At 48.8% G+C, this 16,876-nt stretch carries 15 protein-coding genes; 9 read left to right on the top strand and 6 right to left on the bottom strand.

Annotated features, from left to right (window positions below; genetic code table 11):
* Positions 1-2 precede the first annotated feature (2 nt).
* Positions 3-572: an RNA polymerase sigma factor gene (locus ACFSUS_RS07410; protein WP_381521129.1), complete on the top strand. Its 570-nt coding sequence runs from the start codon at positions 3-5 to the stop codon at positions 570-572.
* 152 nt (positions 573-724) lie between these two features.
* Here ACFSUS_RS07410 and ACFSUS_RS07405 read toward each other — a convergent pair whose 3' ends face one another.
* The gene (locus tag ACFSUS_RS07405) at positions 725-1,816 is read right to left on the bottom strand and encodes a serine hydrolase domain-containing protein (RefSeq protein WP_381521127.1); all 1,092 of its coding nucleotides are present in this window, start codon (positions 1,814-1,816) and stop codon (positions 725-727) included.
* A 196-nt stretch (positions 1,817-2,012) separates the two neighbouring features.
* On the opposite strand from ACFSUS_RS07405, the gene ACFSUS_RS07400 reads away from it, so the two are divergent.
* Together ACFSUS_RS07400 and ACFSUS_RS07395 are read left to right on the top strand one after the other, a co-directional pair.
* A complete protein-coding gene (locus ACFSUS_RS07400) occupies positions 2,013-2,897 on the top strand; it encodes an ROK family protein (protein ID WP_381521125.1) in 885 nt (294 codons plus the stop codon).
* Between the two features lie 18 nt (positions 2,898-2,915).
* Positions 2,916-3,731, top strand: coding sequence for a sugar isomerase domain-containing protein (locus ACFSUS_RS07395; protein WP_381521302.1), 816 nt, complete (start codon positions 2,916-2,918; stop codon positions 3,729-3,731).
* Positions 3,732-3,764: 33 nt separating this feature from the next.
* On the opposite strand, the gene ACFSUS_RS07390 is transcribed toward ACFSUS_RS07395, so the two are convergent.
* Both ACFSUS_RS07390 and kefF read right to left on the bottom strand, forming a co-directional pair.
* A complete protein-coding gene (locus ACFSUS_RS07390; RefSeq protein ID WP_381521123.1) occupies positions 3,765-5,648 on the bottom strand; it encodes a monovalent cation:proton antiporter-2 (CPA2) family protein in 1,884 nt (627 codons plus the stop codon).
* Between the two features lie 30 nt (positions 5,649-5,678).
* Positions 5,679-6,287, bottom strand: a complete 609-nt coding sequence (kefF, locus tag ACFSUS_RS07385; protein WP_381521121.1) for a glutathione-regulated potassium-efflux system oxidoreductase KefF — start codon at positions 6,285-6,287, stop codon at positions 5,679-5,681.
* A gap of 590 nt (positions 6,288-6,877) precedes the next feature.
* Here kefF and ACFSUS_RS07380 point away from each other — a divergent pair.
* The 4 genes from ACFSUS_RS07380 (at position 6,878) to ACFSUS_RS07365 (ending at position 12,790) form a co-directional block, all read left to right on the top strand.
* Positions 6,878-7,279 carry a hypothetical protein gene (locus ACFSUS_RS07380; RefSeq protein WP_381521119.1) on the top strand — a complete coding sequence of 134 codons (402 nt, stop codon included), beginning with the start codon at positions 6,878-6,880 and terminating at the stop codon, positions 7,277-7,279.
* A gap of 525 nt (positions 7,280-7,804) precedes the next feature.
* A complete protein-coding gene (locus ACFSUS_RS07375) occupies positions 7,805-8,494 on the top strand; it encodes a 3-keto-disaccharide hydrolase (RefSeq protein ID WP_381521117.1) in 690 nt (229 codons plus the stop codon).
* Positions 8,495-8,618: 124 nt separating this feature from the next.
* A complete protein-coding gene (locus tag ACFSUS_RS07370) occupies positions 8,619-11,495 on the top strand; it encodes a PVC-type heme-binding CxxCH protein (protein ID WP_381521115.1) in 2,877 nt (958 codons plus the stop codon).
* Between the two features lie 140 nt (positions 11,496-11,635).
* Positions 11,636-12,790, top strand: a complete 1,155-nt coding sequence (locus ACFSUS_RS07365; RefSeq protein WP_381521300.1) for an FG-GAP repeat domain-containing protein — start codon at positions 11,636-11,638, stop codon at positions 12,788-12,790.
* 127 nt (positions 12,791-12,917) lie between these two features.
* Here the strand turns inward: ACFSUS_RS07365 and ACFSUS_RS07360 are convergent, their stop codons facing one another.
* Positions 12,918-13,415 (bottom strand): anthrone oxygenase family protein, encoded by a 498-nt coding sequence (locus ACFSUS_RS07360; RefSeq protein WP_381521113.1) that lies wholly within the window; start codon positions 13,413-13,415, stop codon positions 12,918-12,920.
* A gap of 67 nt (positions 13,416-13,482) precedes the next feature.
* Positions 13,483-14,373: an NAD(P)H-binding protein gene (locus tag ACFSUS_RS07355; RefSeq protein ID WP_381521111.1), complete on the bottom strand. Its 891-nt coding sequence runs from the start codon at positions 14,371-14,373 to the stop codon at positions 13,483-13,485.
* Positions 14,374-14,747: 374 nt separating this feature from the next.
* Here ACFSUS_RS07355 and ACFSUS_RS29165 point away from each other — a divergent pair, with 374 nt between their 5' ends.
* The gene (locus ACFSUS_RS29165) at positions 14,748-14,846 is read left to right on the top strand and encodes a hypothetical protein (protein ID WP_456243008.1); all 99 of its coding nucleotides are present in this window, start codon (positions 14,748-14,750) and stop codon (positions 14,844-14,846) included.
* Positions 14,847-15,153: 307 nt separating this feature from the next.
* On the top strand, positions 15,154-15,825 hold the full coding sequence (locus tag ACFSUS_RS07345) for a PEP-utilizing enzyme (protein WP_381521109.1): 672 nt from the start codon (positions 15,154-15,156) through the stop codon (positions 15,823-15,825).
* Here the strand turns inward: ACFSUS_RS07345 and ACFSUS_RS07340 are convergent.
* Positions 15,793-16,314 (bottom strand): glycosyl hydrolase, encoded by a 522-nt coding sequence (locus ACFSUS_RS07340; protein WP_381521107.1) that lies wholly within the window; start codon positions 16,312-16,314, stop codon positions 15,793-15,795. The genes ACFSUS_RS07345 and ACFSUS_RS07340 overlap by 33 nt on opposite strands.
* Positions 16,315-16,876 lie beyond the last annotated feature (562 nt).

Raw genomic sequence — 16,876 nt, 5'->3', positions numbered from 1 at the left:
CTATGACTGACCGGCTTACGCCCGACCAACATATCCATTTGTGGGATACCTTTCGTGGCGGTAGCCGCGACGCCTTTACGCAGGTATACGATTTGTTTGCGGCCGACTTATATCGGTATGGCTATAACCTGGTCCGAAATCGGCAGGTTGTGGAAGATTGTCTGCATGAATTGTTTCTGCACCTGCACGAAAGCCGGTCTCGGCTGGGCGCTACCGACAACATCCGGTTCTATCTATACCGGGCCTTACGTCGTCGGCTGTTGGATACGATTGCTCGGTTGAATAAGCTCGATTCCGTGGAATATTTGTTTACCAATGCTGAATTTTCGATTCAATCCTATGAGCAGACGCTGGTTGAAGAGCAGTTGGTTGAACAACAAAAGCTGTTGATCACCGCCCACTTGAATAAACTACCCAAGCGGCAGAAAGAGATATTGTATTTGGTGTATATGAAGGGGTTGACTTACCAACAAGTGTCGGAGGTGATGGATATTGCCATGAAGACAGTTTACAATACAGTCAATATTGCCTTAACTACTTTACGTACTTACGCCCGGGAATCGTTTGGATAGAAAGAAGATTAAGCTTATTCATATCAGGCTGGTCGACAGTTTAGTTCATGTTGAGCATAGTCTCAGACTATGCTCAGGCGTTATCCGCCGGGTGGCCGTTGCCATCTCTGACCGGAATAATTTTACTTCATTAAGTAATTCAATTTTAGTAGTCATTTAATGGCACGCAGCTTGGCTTTTAGATAGGCCGAAAGGACTTCCCATCGCATTTTGTTTAAATCAACCGTATTCGTATTGCTTAATAAGATAAGCGTTATGTCCTGATCGACAAGGTGAACCCAGTTTGAATGATGGCCATACCCATACCCTTGTCGCTCGGCCACTATGTAGTCGTGTTGACCAATTTTTTTCGGATAAACCCAAAAGCCCAAGCCAACATCACCTAAGTGCTTGTAAGAGGTAAGCATGAGTTGAACCGTTTCTTTTTTTAGCAATGTATAGTGAAAAAGTGCCCGATCAAATAAGAGCAGATCTTTAGGCGTGGAATACATAGCCCCCGCCGAAAAATAATTGTCAATGTAGTAGTTGGTCGGTCTGGAAAAGGTAATTGGCGTTGTATCCTGGTGAAAGTAAGCTCGGTCAATATGAGGAACAACATCGTCATGATGCAGATAATCAGTATCAAGCATTTTGAGTGGAATCAGAATTTTCTTCCGTAATATCTCCTGGTAGGACTCCCCATACAATCGCTCAATGATTTTACCCAGTAGTATGAAGTCGCCGTTGTTATAATGAAAGGTAGTGCCGGGTGTGGTGATTAATCGATCAGAACAGTACCGAGTAATGAAGCTATCCAAAGGCCATATCGTTGTGTTATAGGCTTCGGCTATTGTTTGCACATCTTTATTTTCACGGCCGCTACTGTAAGTTAGTAAATTTCGGATGGTGGCTTTCTTAGCGGCTTCGCCTTTATACTCAGGATAGTAAGTAGCAATCGACGAGTCTAAATGAATTTTACCCTGCTCATAGAGCTGCATAATCAGGGTAGCCGTAAACGTTTTGGTAATCGAAAAGATATGGAATCTGGATTTAGGTGAATAAGTCACACTATCCTCCCGATTGGCGAGCCCTACATAGGTTACATAGTCTATTTTGCCTTTCCTGGCAATGAGCACCGTTCCATTAAAATTATTTTTAGTATAGTAGGCATTGACCAAAGCGTCAACTTCGGTTTTCTGTCCGTAAGTAGCGACTGTCCAACCAGGCAGTAGCAGAAAAAATAGAATGACATTTTTGGTCATCATCGTCACTACCTATTATTGAGGTATAAGCATCTGTACGTTAACTATTGCACAAAGTAAGCCCTTTTCAGTAGTCGTTTAATGACCAACACAATTAGCTTTTAACAGGATGAATTTATGAGGTGTCGGGAGTTGTCATTGATTATTGTTAACATTAGGGCGGTTATTCTCACCAACTTCTGTTCTCTCTAAAAAAGCATTGAATCTGGCAATCGGCATCGACCTCGGCGGAACCCGCATTAAAGGCGTGTTACTTAATACCGACACCGGAGAGGTGTTGCAGAAGCGAATGGTGCCAACCAACGATGGTATCGATAATGACTGGAAATCAGTGGTGACGCGAGTCGTTACGCAATTAAAAGCTGATGCAGCCCAGCCCGTTCTGGGCGTAGGCCTCGCGGCTCCGGGACTGCCTAACGCCCAAAACTCAGCGATTGCCTGTATGCCTGGTCGTTTGCAGGGACTGGAAGGCTTCGACTGGTCGGCCTGGTTGAGGGAGCCCGTCTATGTGATCAACGATGCTCACGCAGCCCTGATGGCCGAGGCCAGGTTAGGAGCGGCTCGCAACTTCAGCCATGTTCTCATGCTCACTCTCGGTACAGGCGTTGGCGGTGGCTTGCTGATCGGCGGTCAATTGTATCAGGGCTTTTTCCAAATGGCAGGCCATGCGGGGCACATTAGCGTCGAAGCCGACAACGAGCAGATGGATATTACCAACATGCCGGGTAGCCTCGAAGATGCTATCGGCAATGTAACGGTGGGCCGCCGATCGTATGGCCGTTACCCAACGACTCAGGCACTAGTCGACGCCTACCGCCAGGGCGAACCACTGGCTACACTTGTTTGGCTGACGTCCATCCGTCGTCTGGCGGTATCGTTAGCATCAATGGCCAACCTGTTATCTCCGGAACTGATTATACTGGGTGGGGGAATCATCCAGGCCGCCGATGCCTTGTTTGGGCCGCTTCAGACGTTTCTGGATGTGTTCGAATGGCGGCCCGCCGGTAAAAAGACACTAGTTTGCAAGGCTTATTTCGACGAATGGGCGGGGGCTATTGGAGCCGCAGCCTGTCTGACCCGGTAAATTCGCAGCTACTTTATGATGAACGTAACAACTCAGTACATACTACACACCCGGCTAATGCTGGACGTTATAGAGCAGCAGACAGCCGCTATTCAACGGGCGGCACAGTGGTTTAGCCAAACCATTCTGGCGGGGCGGATGGTGCACTTGTTTGGGAGCGGCCACAGTCGAATCATGGTCGAAGAGATGTGGCCCCGCTACGGCTCATTTCCTGGCTTCAACCCGATAGTAGAACTGTCCTTATCGTTTCATAATCTGGTGGTTGGCGCAAATGGGCAACGTCAGGCAATGTTTCTGGAAAATGTGCCGGGCCTTGCCGGACGGATTCTGCGCAACTTCGATCTCTCCGCTCAGGATTCGGCCTTCGTTATTTCGTCCAGCGGTAGTAACGTAGTACCCATCGAGATGGCCGAGATCTTCCAGCAGCAGGGCATACGCGTGGTGGCACTCATTACGAAACAGCATGCCGACAAAAGCATTAGTAAACGGGCGGATGGTAAAAAGCTGAGCGACTTTGCTGATCTGGTGCTGGACACCGGAGCCCCCACTGGCGACGCAATGGTTACCGTGCCGGGCCTGGATACGCCCGTAGCGCCTGGCTCGACGGTAGGCGGGGCCGTCGTTGTGAACTGTCTGAAAGCGGAAGTAGCCCGACTTCTTACCGAAGCCGGTCATCCGCCCACCGTGCTTTCCGCCAGCAACGTAGTAGGCCCCGAACGAGCGGTGTCGTTATTTGAACAAGCTTACGATGAACATGCCCACCGCCTGGCCAAACTTTACCAACGCGTTGGGTTACCCTCCTCCGTGCGCGAACAGGCCAACGACCTGCCCTAATCTTAACCCTGCTAAAGAAGACCCATTCGGTGATTATTCCTGGGCTTCTTTCACGTCTGTTATCAAACTCTCCTCGTCCCAGCCTTCGTCGATGTGCAGTGTAGGTGTGTTGCGGTCGGCCTGAATAACCCGCTCCAGCTCCTCCATGGTTTCGCGGGCTGCACTGACGTATTCATCTTCATTGCGAATGGCCGATAGCTTTTTTAAGGTCCGCTCGTCGTGCATAAAAAACATCTTTGCGGCACGTGATGCCTCGTGAGCCCGGTAGCCCAGTAGCGTTAAGGCATCGACACCAAGCCGCAGACTCGTATCGAGCGTTTCGCGGTAGATGTGCAGCATACCCGCGTTCATCAAGTCGTAGGCATCGTACCGATTGGTAGACCGGACCAGAATGTGCAGATCGGGAAAATGTTTCTTTACCGTTTCTACGAGTTCGAGCCTTTTTTCCGGGTCATTGATGGCAATTACAATGATTTTGGCTTTTCCAGCCCCCGCAATTTCCAGCAAATCGTGCCGACTGGCATCGCCATAATACACCTTGAAGCCCATTCGGCGCAGCCAGTCTACGTTATCACTGTCAATGTCGAGTACCGTGGTCCCTACATTGTTAGCTTGTAAAAACCGGCCTACGGTATTGCCGAAATGGCCGTAGCCGGCAATAATCACCGGGTTGTCCTGGGCGACAACGTCACTTTCTTTCGTATCTTCTTCTTTCGTGCCTATTCGGGGCAGTAAAAGTCGTTCGTTCAGGAGCATGACTAAGGGCGTAAAAGCCATGCTGATGGCCACAACAGCCGTCATGATGTCAGTAAGCTCTTTGGGTAGTACTCCTTCCTGAGTCGTGAAACTGAATAAGACAAACGCAAACTCACCAACCTGACATAAGCCAAAACTAAAAATAAGAGTCTGGTCCGTAGAGAGCGCAAATCCTTTACCTAGCCCAAACAGCACCGCTAATTTGCAAACCATAACCCCCGTTACTAAACCGAAAATTAAAAGCGGATTCGCCAGTATCAGATTGAAATCGATGGATGCGCCTACCGCCATAAAAAACAAGCCCAACAGCAGACCTTTGAAGGGGTCAATGTCGCTCTCTAACTCATGACGGTACTCGCTATTCGCGAGCACAACCCCCGCCAGAAACGTACCCAGTGCCGGACTGAGTCCAACGGTTGTCATCAGTACCGCAATGCTCACTACTAACAGCAGCGCCGTTGCGGTAAACATCTCCCGCATGCCTGTTTTGGCAATAATGCGGAACAACGGAGGAGTCAGGTAACGGCCTGCCACAATAATAGCTGCCACGGCGCCTAACACAACTACGGGCTGTGCCCAGGTGGGTAAGGCATCAAGCAGGCTGCCGTTGCCATGGTTATCCGTGCCGGTGCTGGTGGCGGGCGCAGTGGCTAACAGAGGAAATAAAGCCAGCATTGGGATAACGGCAATGTCCTGAAACAATAGTACGGCAAACGAAGCCTGACCCGCAGCCGTCTGCATCAGCCCTTTTTCGTTGAGTGATTGCAGCACAATGGCTGTCGACGACATGGACAAGATCATGCCTAAAATCAGAGCTTGCTTTACGTCGATACCCAACGCTACAGCTAGCCCAGTTACGACCACCGTAGTCCCCGCAATCTGAAGACCACCCATGCCTAAGATGGCTTTACGTAATCGCCACAACCGCGACGGCTCTAGCTCAAGGCCAATGACAAACAACATCATGACCACACCAAACTCAGCGAAGTGCATGATATCGGTGCCTTCGTGCCCGACAAACTGTAGACAGGCAGGGCCAATAATGATGCCGGCGAGTAGATAGCCAAGAACCGAGCCTAATCCCACCTTTTTGGCGATGGGAACCATAATAACGGCTGCGGCCAGATAGACCATTGCCTGGAAGAAGAACGTTTCCTGCATAGTAGGTTGAGTGAAAGATGAACGGCCGGGTCAGTTTAGTTGACCATCCAGAGTGGGAATAAAATCATTCATGTAATCTTTCCCTTGAAAAATCGGGAGCTCCATGCGCTCACCGGCCAGTGCCAACAACATGGTTCTATACTGCTGACCATATTCATCCAGTTGCGTTTGAGCAAGTCGATGGGTTCGGTGAATGACAAAAGGAGGGAGGTATGTCATTTTACACAACGTAGCCGTCTGGTCGAACGGAGCCAGAAACTGATTCACGGTGTAACGGTTCGAGCCTTCCGGACTGTAAGCCTCCCGGCTGCCCCCGCATGAAATGACGCTCATCATCTTTTTGCCGACCAGCGCGTTTCCCTTTGAGCCATAGGCCCAGTTGTGCTCAAGCACCAGGTCGAACCACTGCTTAACAATGGCGGGACTGCTGTACCAGTAGAAGGGATGTTGAAAAATTATAATGTCATGCTTGAGCAAAAGGCGTTGTTCCCGCTCAATATCAATGTATAAGTCTGGATACCGCTCGTAGAGATCGTTAATTGTTACGTTGGTTAGGTTTGAACACTGGTTAAGTAGTGTCTTATGTACTCTGGATTTGCTTAAAACTGGATGCGCAAACTGAATTAACACGTTGGCCATGGTCGTGTACGCTATGTGAAGGAGAATCTAAGCAGACAACCCACTGCTGCTTTAGATGATTCACCCGTAAGTCTACAAAGATTATTCAGATCCGGCAGTTAAGCTAGGACTTTGGTTCCCTATTCTGTTCATTGTTGTGAATTGCATGCGAATCTACACAACGGTTTAGTAGGTATTGAAAGCAACTTAGCTTGTATCCTGGTAGATGAATTGTATAGAGAACCAGGCATCTAACCCGGACTTTTTTTGTCATTGGTCAAACAACGTATCATGTAAGAAAGCTCTCATGAATTGTACCGCACGGACGTTATTCGTAAGCTGACATCATCAGGGAAGCGCCAGCGAAAAAAGCTGTCGAATTGGAGCGATGCCAGTTACAGACGGTGCTTTTGCTGAAACGTGTAAACTGTTACCGCGAGCTGGGGTTGCTTGTCCGATTCGTACGGTAACGGACTAGGCTTGTCCGTTACCGTACAAGGAGGTAGCCTGGAATATTTGAAAAACATCTGATAATCAATTTGTTATTTGAGGTGGCATGCTTGTTGGCATAGGGTGAGAGACATAATAATCACTCAAAACAACTCACGCTCATGAACAATTTACTGACGGCTGCCTTTGCTAAGACGTTTATCGCTCTGTTTCTGTTAAGCGCTACTTCCTTACTCGCTCATCCGAAAGAGCCTACCAAACCGGCTTCCTTTGAAGCCGTCTGTTACGTTAATAATGCTAATAAAATCCGACTGGCCATAGCCAAAACAACGGCTGAGCCCTTACGTATCACTCTGCATGAAGCCGGGCAAAGCTATGTCCTGTTTGCCCAGCATATCGGCCGCAAACAAACCAAAGTTGCTATCCAGTTTAACGTGAGTGATTTGGCTGATGGCCTCTACGAGTTAGAAATCCAATCGGCTACCAGCCGCATTGTCAAGCAAGTTAGATTGAGTTCTAATACGCAGGTAGTGACCAATGAGCGCCTACTCGCTATTCAATAAGGACTTTCGCGAAGCTCCCTTGCAAAAGCTGGGTGTCACCGGTTTCTCCTAAGTTAAATGAATTGGTTATCAAGTATGTCCATTTTAACTCAACTCTACGAACAATTAACGGCCCGTCGTGATAGGCTAGTTCAACTATATGGACCCCGGAGTGGCTTGAAAGAAAGTAATCCGTTCGCTTATCAACAGTATCAGAAAGATATCCGGGATCTGAATCGTCGCCTACGATTGCTTAGAATTAAGATTAACGGTGTAACAATTACCCAATCTGGATTTCACTAAAGTTGGCGGAAGCCTCAATCAATGGATATGAACCTGTTTAAGGTTTCGTTTTGACATCAATTTTACCTGAATGCGCGGTTTTTTCGGTAAGCTGGTACGTCATTCCGACCAGCCTACCGAAAAACCGCGTAACCGTTCAGTAACTGTATTCTTCTCAGCGGCTTAGAAAATGATGCCAGGGTTGGTAGATCGGTTTAGTACTATACTTTCCGTATTATGCGTTTAAGCTAACCCGCACATAACATGCACCCAGTTCGTCATTGTTACCGTATTCGGCCAACCAAGCTCAAGGGTGTTCTAAGGCTCCACTTTTTCTTATTAGCCCAGCTCGTTATTAGCCTGCCGATTTATGCCCAAAAAGTGGCCAAAACGGAGGTATTGTTTGATGGTAAAACCCTGACTGGCTGGAAGACGCTCAACCCGGCCGACAAAGACCTTTGGTATGTCGCTGATAGCCTAATTAAGGGCGGTGATGGTGTACGGAAAATACCAGCGAATAGCTACCTATATACGTTAAAAGAGTATGGTGATTTTGAATTCCGCTGCCTTTTTCGGTTATCAGGAAATCCGGCTACTGGCATGATCAACAGCGGTATTCAGTATCGCTCGCTTGTTGACGGGGGCAAAATGGTAGGCTACCAGGCCGATATCGGAAATGGCTTTTGGGGTGATATTTATGATGAACACCGCCGGGGTAAGTTAGTCGGTGGTGATTTGAGCGTTCTTAAACGAATCCTCAAGGAAGACGGCTGGAACAGTTATATAATCCGGTGTAAAGGCAATCGCCATGAACTCTATATCAATGGCGTAAAAACGTGTGATTACACAGAGCAAGATAGCCAAGTTCCTCAGAAAGGAGTTATTGCTGTTCAACTGCATGAAGGGGGAATGGCCCAGGTTGAGTTTAGGGACTTGGTGATCGTCGAACTTTGATGAGCGCAGTTGTCTAGCTAGCAACCAAATTCCCAGTAATTGATAGTGATGTTCCCGCTACAATCTGCTTTTGCTTTAAACCCTTGAAAGTCTGCCTTTTCTCAACTTCCTATGACTTTTTCTTATGGACAAGTTTCGTTTGATCCTACCCTTCTTCCTCACGACCCAGTTTTTACTCGCTGAAACAGATTGCCTGGCCCAGGCCACCCAAACCAAGTCTGTGCAGCCTAAAGACACCTCGAGGGTTGACCGTGAGTACGTGCTGGAAACCACCATGCTGGGTTATTTTGCAAAAGATGGAGCCCGTAATCCTACCCTGAAAGCCCATAAAGGCGATCGGGTTCGCATTACAATTGTCAATGGTGAGCTTATGACCCATGATATCGCGCTGGAAAAGCTTGGCATCAAAAGCAAGACACTCCAGGAAAAGGGCACAAGCGCTAGTATTACGTTTCAAGCTGATAAAAACGATACCTATTTCTGTTCGTTGCCAGGCCATCGGGCCGCGGGCATGGTCGGCAACGTTGAGGTGGTAGAGGGAGCTATTTCGGATGTGACCATTGCCGGACAGGTCCCGATGAAAAATGGACAGCCACTAAACCTGAATTTTGAGACAGGCGATCTGAAAGACTGGACGGCCACCGGTGATGCCTTTGCAAACCCGCTTTTTGGCCAGGACCCATCTCCGGTTCATGAAAAAGATATGCGGCTTGGCTTTAAGGGGAAGTATTTTCTGAGCAGCGGGGGAACCGTTCATTATAAACAGACGGGTACCTTAACCTCAGTGCCGTTTAAAGTAACGCATCCCTTTGCCGCTTTTAACGTGTCGGGAGGAGCGTTGCAGGACACGCGCGTCGAGTTGGTACAGGCAGGAACGGATAAAGTCATTTACCACAGCACCGGCCAGGGCCGCGCTACGCTTCAGCCGGTAGTTGTCGATCTACAACCGTATCTAAATCAGGAAATTTTTATCCGGATTATCGATAACGAAACCGGTGTTTCCCAGATACCTTATATCCCGAATGACAAATGGGCACACATAAATTTTGACGAATTCCTTTTTTATTCAACCCGTCCTGCCTTTCCGAACGAGTTAAAGCAAAAAGACATCATTGTTCTTCCGCCCCTTGACCCCGTTTTACATGCCGGACTTTCGGGTATCGAAGCCGCCAGAGTGATGACGCCACCCAAGGGATTCAAAATAACGCTGGCTGCTGCTGAGCCGGATATTATTCGACCGATCTGCTTCACCACCGATTTTCGTGGCAGGCTTTGGGTTGTAGAAGGGCACACCTATCCCGTTCCGGCTCCCGAGGGTCAGGGCAGAGATCGTATTCTAATTTTTGAGGACACGAATGGCGATGGTACGCTGGACAAGCGAAAGGTCTTCGCCGAAGGACTGAATCTGGTTAGTGGTATTGAGGTAGGAATGGGGGGCGTATGGCTTGGCGCAGCTCCGTATCTGCTGTTTATTCCGGCAGACTTCAAAACGGACAAGCCCGCCGGGCCTCCCCAAAAACTGCTCGATGGCTGGGGGACTCAGGATACTCACGAAACATTGAATAGCTTACGCTGGGGACCCGATGGCTGGTTATATGGCACCCACGGGGTGTTTACCCAGTCGAATGTTGGTAAGCCAGGAGCGCCTGATTCGGAACGAACAAAACTTAACGCTGGTGTCTGGCGATACCACCCCACTACGCATCAGTTTGAATTATTTGCCGAAGGGACCAGCAATCCATGGGGCCTCGATTTTAACGACTACGGTCATGCCTTTATCACCGCCTGCGTCATTCCGCACATGTATCACATGATTCAGGGTGGGCGCTACGTACGTCAGGCCGGTAATCACTTTAACCCGTACACCTACGACGATATCAAAACCCACGCCGACCATGTGCATTGGGTAGGCGAACGCGGACCCCATGCCGGTAATTTCCGGTCGGCTTCGGCGGGGGGTGGCCATGCGCATGCGGGCGCTATGATTTACCTGGGGAATAGCTGGCCGAAGGAGTACCACAACGAAATTTTCATGAACAACATCAACGGAGCACGTTTGAACCGAGACCACCCAACACGGTCCGGCTCTGGTTATACGGTCAGTCATAGACCGGATTTTATGGCCATGAACGACTCATGGTCACAATGGCTGAATATGAAGTATGACCCCAGCGGTTCTGTCTGGGCCATTGACTGGTATGACAAGAATCAGTGCCACAGCCCAAACCCGGATGTGCACAACAAAACGATGGGGCGCATCTTCAAGATCAGCCACGAAAATGACAAGTGGGTGCAGGTCGATCTGGCCAAAGCGTCGGACATGGAATTGGTCAATTACCACCTGAATCCGAACGAATGGTATGTACGACAAGCCCGGTTGCAGTTGCAGGAACGGGGAGCCAGTAAGAAAGTACATAAAGCGCTGAAAGAAATCCTGGCGCAGAACCCCGATGCAACCCGCAAACTCCGCGCACTATGGACACTTCATGTGACGAAGGGTCTTACCGATAAAGAATTAACCGATTTGCTGACGAATGATAATGAGTACGTAAGAAGCTGGGCCATTCAGTTATTAGCCGAAGACAAAACGGTTTCCCCCGAAACGTTGAAGCAATTTGCGACGATGGCCCAGACTGACAATTCGTCTCTCGTACGGCTCTATTTAACGTCGGCCATGCTCCGGTTAGACCCAAACCAGCGCTGGGATGTGCTGGATGCACTCGTCCAGAAAGCAGACAATAAGGATGACCACAACCTACCGTTGATGCTTTGGTATGCCGCCGAACCATTGGCTACCCTCGACATGAAACGGGCTTTATCACTCGCTCAAAAATCAAAAATGCCCAAACATCTGCCCTATACAATTCAACGAGTTGCGTCAATCGGTACGGAGGATTCGAAGAAGTTGCTCAAAGAGTTGAACGAGCGGGTCGGCAAAATGGACCATTCGCCCGAAAACCATGAGATTCAGCAGCTCTTAACTAAAGTATTGGAAGAATAACGTTTTGATTGACAGTCCTCGAAAACAACCTTGGAATTATGAATATTCGGACAGCCCTATATGACCGACGTGTTTTAGTTGGAATGCTAGTTTCCTGTTGGCTAACAAGCGCGCATGGCCAGGAAAAACCGCTGTTCAAGATGCGCCAGCAGATGTCGGCTAGTACAACAACTGCCACTAGCCAAACGGCTGTCCCATCAAATGACTTCAAAAAGACAAAGCTCACCGGCGATTTCATTTCGGAAGGAATAGCCGTCGCGGACTTAAATAAGGATGGACGGTTAGACATCGTTGCGGGTTATTACTGGTTCGAAGCTCCAACCTGGACACGCCATGAAATGGCCCCTTCCCGTACGTTTGATCCGAGAAAAGAATACAGCAATTCATTTCTGAACATGGGCATGGATGTGAATCAGGACGGCTGGGACGATGTCGTGGTGGTTGACTTTCCAGGGAAACCGGGTTTCTGGTTTGAAAATCCTAAAAACAAACCGGGAGCCTGGACGAAACACATCCTTGCCGACTCAGTAGGCATCGCCAATGAGTCACCGGGTTTTGTCGATGTAGATGGCGACGGGCGGCTCGACATTCTTTGCGGAGACAAGGACAAAAAGCAGATTGTCTGGCTAAAATCCCCGAGCAAACCGGGCGAAACCGAATGGAAGCGTTTTGCCCTTAGTAAAGAGAACGTTCCGGGTACAGAACCATTTTCTCACGGAATCGGCTATGGTGACCTCAACAAAGACGGGCTTAATGATGTCGTGATTCGCGAAGGATGGTTTGAAGGATCGGCTGACAAACAAAACGGCAGCTGGGTATTTCATCCTACCCCCATAAGCGAGCCCTGCTCCCACATGCACATATTGGACGTAAACGGCGACGGTAAAAACGACGTAGTAACTGCATCAGCCCATGCGTTGGGAGTCTGGTGGCACGAACAGGTTGCCGATGAATCGGGTAAAATTAGCTTCAAAACGCATCTGATGAGCAACACAACCGCCCAAACGCACTCCTCAATCATGGTCGATCTGAACGGTGATGGGCGGGCTGATTATATCACCGGAAAACGCTTTCTGGCTCACGATGGTCGCGATCCCGGCGATAGCGACGCACCCATCCTGATGTGGTTTGAATTCACTCCGGGCAAAGCCCCTTATTACAAAGAGCATGTAATTGATACGGACTCGGGTGCCGGACTTAATATTGTGGCCCAGGATATGAATGGCGACCGCAGGCCAGACATTGTTGTAGCTAATAAAAACGGCGTTTATCTGTTCGAGAATAAGAGTAGATAATAACCCATGAGAAACAATGACTCAGCGGGGTATGCCACGCCACGTTAAAGAAACAGTTGGCTGCGCTGCCCCTACGACATTGAGGCTTTGAGTAGCGATCGAATAACAACGGACGTGCTGGTTAGGCTCAATGGGTATCTGGACGAAGACAAGCGGCCACAACGAGAAGAATCGTCAAAAAAGATGCTCCAGTGCGGATCGTATGGAACTGACTCCAGCGAACCTCAAAAGCCCGGCGGTGGTTGGCAATGTCTGAAACAGAAGCGGATTGCACATCAAAAGCGTCGAGGGTTTCATTGAGTGGAACATTGCCTGCCGACGTGACGCCGATTACTCCAACAATATACACGACTGAAGCCACCAGCAATAGCCAAAACCGTAGTGATACGGGTTTTGAAGGTGAATACTCCAGATACGTACTGAGGGGCAGCAAAAGGGCGGCTCCTAAAAATGCTGCGAAAAAGACGGGGTTCTGAATGGCTCGGTTGATGGATTGCATGGCCGCTATGTAGGCGGCATCTGGCAAACGTTTCAGTCCTGGCATTACGGCCCAGGAGAAGGCGTAAAAAAGCCCACTCATCAATGCTGTTGTCGTGGCGGTGATGCCCAGTAAGATCGTGTTCATTGTTATTAAGTAGTTGATTGTCACGTTGATAGTCTATGCGTGACGGCCAGGCAGGTACGTTTTCTCTCTAACGCGATTCAACTTCCGACGAACGGATTGAACCTGTGCCTTCATTAGCGGCTTTTTCAGTCCACATCCCCATGCCAATCGACTTACGCACAAAATCAGCAAAATCGGTAGGCTGGCGACCCAGCGCCTGTTCGACACCGTTGGCCAACGTAGCATTGCGACCATCCATCACCTCGGTGAACAGATAAGTCGTCAAGTCAATGGCTTCTTTAGGAACACCAAACTCAGTAAGCATAGCGTTGTAATTGTCAATGGGTACCTGCTCGTAGTGAATCGATCGGCCCGTAGCACGGGCGATTTCGTCAACAGCCTCAGCAAAGGTTAACAGCCGAGGGCCTGTCAGCTCATATATTTTTCCGCCATGGCCAGGTTGAGTCAGGGCTGCAACGGCTACATCGGCTATATCATCGATGTCAATAAAAGGTTCGCCTATACTGGCTACTGGTAGCACTACATAACCGGCCTGGATCGGTTCCAGCAGATAGCCCTCACTAAAGTTTTGACAAAACCAGCTCGACCGGAGAATCGTCCAGTCGGCTCCCGATTGCATCACTACCTGCTCACACGCCTGCGCTTCGGGTTCGCCCCGCCCCGACAACAGCACGAATTGCCGCACACCGTTTTCAACAGCCATTTGGGTAAAGTCGCTAATTGCCCGGACGGCTCCGGGAACTGCTAAGTCCGGTTGGTAGGCAAGGTATACGGCTTTCACATGCTGTACAACTGGCTTCCAGGTCGACTGATCCAGCCAATCGAACGGAATCTCAGCCGACCGGGAGCCTACGCGCACGGCTATACCCTGTCCAGTCAGTTGCTGAACGACCCGGCGTCCCGTTTTTCCGGTACCGCCTAACACTAATGTCTTCGGTTGATCTGTTGCATTATCCATCGTCATTCCTTTATTAATTGAAGAATCACTTCCGGACAAAAGTAGAGTGCGGTTAAACGGCAGAATAGAACAAAACCGACAGGGTGTAATCTAACAGACTAATGAGGGGATCAATTGGCCAAATTATAAGAAAAGTGCAATACTTCTCAATAACCGCCATAGTTACAAAAGACACATTACAAGAGTAGATACAGCTTTGTAGCTAAGATATTTACTTGATAAGATATAAAGGGATAACGGATTAGTCACTCGAATAAGAAAACTGAACCAACAACACCCATACACCACTATTCAAACGCACGAAGCGTGGCTCGAAAGGCAGGGCTTTCAGGAACAGACCAAAATACTTAGGCTTCTTAATAGAGAAAGGGCAAATGACTGCTGGTGAGCTTTCAAATTTAACGGGGCTAACGACAGGGGCAATTACCGGCTTGATAGACCGATTCGAAAAGAAACAACTTGTGAAAAGATAAAGGATGCACTGACGACCCTCTTGGAGCGAGGAGATTTTATCCCGTCGTTGCCAAACGACAATACTGAACCGAATCCCGGTACTAGCCATAAAGGTTCGTCGCCTATAAACTTTCAAATGCAACTCCCAAACGATCCTACCATCGTTTCTGACTTGATTAAGGACAGCTAGGCATTGATTGAAACCGTTAAAAACATGGCATCCAGGCGAAGTCGGGCGTGGATCTGATAGACTTTATCCTGGAAGACCGATTGAGATTAAGGCAGAGTTTATCAGATCCGCAAAGTTTTGGTGCAATTATGACGGGCATGAATGCTGTATCATGGATCAACGAGAACATGATGCAGTGGTTGGGCGAAAAAAATGTAGCGGATACGCTCGCTCAGTCTGCACCAAACAATATTACATCTGAAATGGGGCTGGCGTTATTGGATGTCGCCGATGTAATTCGTCCGTATCCAGAAGTTATTGTGCATTTGCAGCGGAGCAGCCTTCGGCAGGTAAACGACGACAGCTTTCTGGATGAGCTGGTTAAGTTTGATGGTGGACAGGAAGCTCGGAACGCTATCGGTGCGTATCTTGACAAATACGGAATGCGCTGTGTCGGCGAAATCGATATTACAAGGCCTCGTTGGAGCGAAAAACCAGCGACACTGATCCCCCTGATCCTCAGTACTCTCAAAAACTTCGAGCCTGGGGCCAGCCGCCGGAACTTTGAGTACGGACGCCAGGAAGCGTTGAAGAAAGAGCAGGAGTTATTGGACCGATTAACCCAGTTACCGGATGGTGAGCAGAAGGCCGAAGCAACAAAACAACAGAATAGTCTGCTCCGGAACTTCATCGGTTATCGTGAGTATCCGAAGTACGGTATCGTCAATCGCTACTTCGTCTATAAGCAAGCTTTATTGAAAGAAGCCGAACGGCTCGTGCAGGTTGGCGTTCTTCATTCAACAGAGTGCATGGTTCTCCCCAGCCGGTAATATGGAGCCGACCACTTTGTCGGAGCTGACATCCCAGGCGGTTGGTTTTACTTGTCGACTTTCGGCCGGACGTTGACTGGTTAGCGGGTTATTGACATGCCAGCTCAGGGTAATAACGCCCCCTCGTTTATAATGCGTTTTTATCTGCTCAGTCATCTGGTTAAAATCAACCGAGTCCAGGCTACTGGCTTTGCCTAGTTCGATATCGCCCAGCTCAAAACCGGCAACGGCGGGGTAGTCGCCGGTAAAATCTTTGGTGTCAGAGCGGTCTTTCTCTGCCCACCAAGTACGGCCATACATCAGGTCATCCTGGTGGCCGTACATAACGCCTTTTTGTTGCAACTTCCAGATCGAGCGGAACAAGGCAACTGTTTCTTTGGTGGCCTTAGGATCAGCAGGGCTAACGGTTTGATGGGTAGATCGGAAATTTTTACTACAACCCCATAAAGCAGCGAAGGCTAGCAGGGCAAGATAATAAATGGGCTTCATAGTTAATGGTAAACTTGGTTTTTCAACTTTGGATGCATTTGCGAAGTGGTATCGCCTGGCTCGCTTGGCCGGGCGCCGACCCCGTTCTTTATTGACGATTATGGGCTTAAGCCAAATATATTGAACTTCGGGCTACTCTACATAACCGCTGGGCCGGTGAAGCAGTACAAAACGTTCGTGTGCTGTTTACAAGCGCTTATTTATCAGTACGTATAGTAGAATATTTATTGGGAGCCGGCCACCTGCCGGTCGTTTAACACAGGTATAATAAACCCAGCTAAGAATGTTACAAGCAATTGAAGGCCGCTGGCAAAGCCTCTTAGGTTGCCTTAATGGCGGTGGCCGATAAGTTGCTCCGGCAGGCTTTCGTAATGGCCAAGTTCGGCGAAAATTTTAATCCAGATTATCAACCGGTCGTTCGTGCGTTAAAGCCAGTAAGTTGATCAACTTAGTAACCTGGTGTTCAGGTAGGATGCGGATGATCCGAAGTTTACTTTGTATCGCTTTATTCTCATCTAGTAATATTGCTAAACACGAGTGTCTCAAGGAGGAGCGTTACTGT

The organism is Spirosoma soli (assembly GCF_042684525.1).
GTDB lineage: Bacteria > Bacteroidota > Bacteroidia > Cytophagales > Spirosomataceae > Spirosoma > Spirosoma soli.
The sequence above is the reverse complement of the archived record's forward strand: the minus strand, read 5'-3'. Positions and strand labels throughout refer to the sequence as shown.

What these genes read in the sequence shown, in the direction of transcription:
- ACFSUS_RS29165 (WP_456243008.1), top strand. Translation starts at nt 14,748, where the DNA reads ATGACTGCTGGTGAGCTTTCAAATTTAACGGGGCTAACGACAGGGGCA.
- ACFSUS_RS07360 (WP_381521113.1), bottom strand. Translation starts at nt 13,415, where the DNA reads ATGAACACGATCTTACTGGGCATCACCGCCACGACAACAGCATTGATG.
- ACFSUS_RS07410 (WP_381521129.1), top strand. Translation starts at nt 3, where the DNA reads ATGACTGACCGGCTTACGCCCGACCAACATATCCATTTGTGGGATACC.
- ACFSUS_RS07370 (WP_381521115.1), top strand. Translation starts at nt 8,619, where the DNA reads ATGGACAAGTTTCGTTTGATCCTACCCTTCTTCCTCACGACCCAGTTT.
- ACFSUS_RS07390 (WP_381521123.1), bottom strand. Translation starts at nt 5,648, where the DNA reads ATGCAGGAAACGTTCTTCTTCCAGGCAATGGTCTATCTGGCCGCAGCC.
- ACFSUS_RS07395 (WP_381521302.1), top strand. Translation starts at nt 2,916, where the DNA reads ATGAACGTAACAACTCAGTACATACTACACACCCGGCTAATGCTGGAC.
- ACFSUS_RS07365 (WP_381521300.1), top strand. Translation starts at nt 11,636, where the DNA reads ATGCGCCAGCAGATGTCGGCTAGTACAACAACTGCCACTAGCCAAACG.
- ACFSUS_RS07345 (WP_381521109.1), top strand. Translation starts at nt 15,154, where the DNA reads ATGAATGCTGTATCATGGATCAACGAGAACATGATGCAGTGGTTGGGC.
- ACFSUS_RS07340 (WP_381521107.1), bottom strand. Translation starts at nt 16,314, where the DNA reads ATGAAGCCCATTTATTATCTTGCCCTGCTAGCCTTCGCTGCTTTATGG.
- ACFSUS_RS07355 (WP_381521111.1), bottom strand. Translation starts at nt 14,373, where the DNA reads ATGGATAATGCAACAGATCAACCGAAGACATTAGTGTTAGGCGGTACC.
- ACFSUS_RS07375 (WP_381521117.1), top strand. Translation starts at nt 7,805, where the DNA reads ATGCACCCAGTTCGTCATTGTTACCGTATTCGGCCAACCAAGCTCAAG.
- ACFSUS_RS07405 (WP_381521127.1), bottom strand. Translation starts at nt 1,816, where the DNA reads ATGATGACCAAAAATGTCATTCTATTTTTTCTGCTACTGCCTGGTTGG.
- ACFSUS_RS07380 (WP_381521119.1), top strand. Translation starts at nt 6,878, where the DNA reads ATGAACAATTTACTGACGGCTGCCTTTGCTAAGACGTTTATCGCTCTG.
- kefF (WP_381521121.1), bottom strand. Translation starts at nt 6,287, where the DNA reads ATGGCCAACGTGTTAATTCAGTTTGCGCATCCAGTTTTAAGCAAATCC.